Raw genomic sequence first — 1,065 nt, forward strand, 5'->3', positions numbered from 1 at the left:
ATGCAAGACCTGTACATTCTCTTGCTACAACTTTTACATTTTTTGCATTCGATGGAAGTGGTATGACTGTATTGAAATGAGCAGTTCTGTCTCTGCCGTTTCCTTCCCAAGTTTTATGGGTTAGTACTTCTTTGCCATTTTGATCATATGAGAATTCATCCCAAGATACATCAAATTGAGCAACATATCCACCAGTATGATCAAGCGTCATTTTAGCACTAGAATATTCTGTAGTTGTAGTCTCAATATAATCTGTATTGTTATGAACAGCAGCAGTTGCGTTATCTTTTAAGAAAGTGCTTGTATATGAAATTGGGTATGCTGGATTTTTAGAACTTAATTCTGCATTATCTTTAATAATATTTCGGATTTCATTAAAATCTTTTGTAACAACCTTGTTATGCTCTTTTGCATCTCCGCCTAATACTACAGCGGTAAAGGTACTGTCTTCAAAAATATCTTTGTACTGTCCACTCGCTTCAACGCCTTGCCCCTTAATTAAGGCTTTAAAGGCAGCTTGTACATCTTTGCTCTTAGATGATGTTTCTAATTTCACATAAACTGTTCTACCATAAGCTACATTTGACACCATAACAGGCGGAGCCGCATTACTTACCCCTTTACGAGTTAACTCATCAAAAGTAACACTATTATCAAAAAGATCTGATGGATTGTTAGGTAGTTCTGCACTTACGGTATAAAAGATTTGCTTATATGCCGCAACCATCACTTTTTTCTCTCCATCTGCAATCGCTTTAAAATCAATGTTCAGTGAATTGTCAAGATATTTAGCGTTAACATTAAGAGCACTTGCTATTTGTGATTTACTATAAACCATAGATTCTGTATACTGCATTCTTGCAGGTAACGTATGTGTTGTTGAATACTTTTCATTCCAAGTAGATACTAATTCATCTACTGCTCCAGACACATTACCATATGTAGGATTTTGAACAGTAATTGTATTGTCTTTTCTCATGCCAGGTAAGTCTATACTAATATTCAAAGGTTTTCTCTTAGCTACTAACAAACTAGGTTGATTATCTGCAAAAGCTTTATTTGCAA

At 34.8% G+C, this 1,065-nt stretch carries 1 protein-coding gene; it reads right to left on the bottom strand.

Annotation, left to right across the window (positions count from 1 at the left end; all coding sequences use genetic code 11):
* Window positions 1-1,065: thiol-activated cytolysin family protein (locus tag B5P40_RS26180; protein WP_113710156.1), on the bottom strand; the 1,065-nt coding region annotated here is incomplete at both ends.

Source organism: Bacillus sp. SRB_8, from assembly GCF_003264205.1.
GTDB lineage: Bacteria > Bacillota > Bacilli > Bacillales > Bacillaceae_G > Bacillus_A > Bacillus_A mycoides.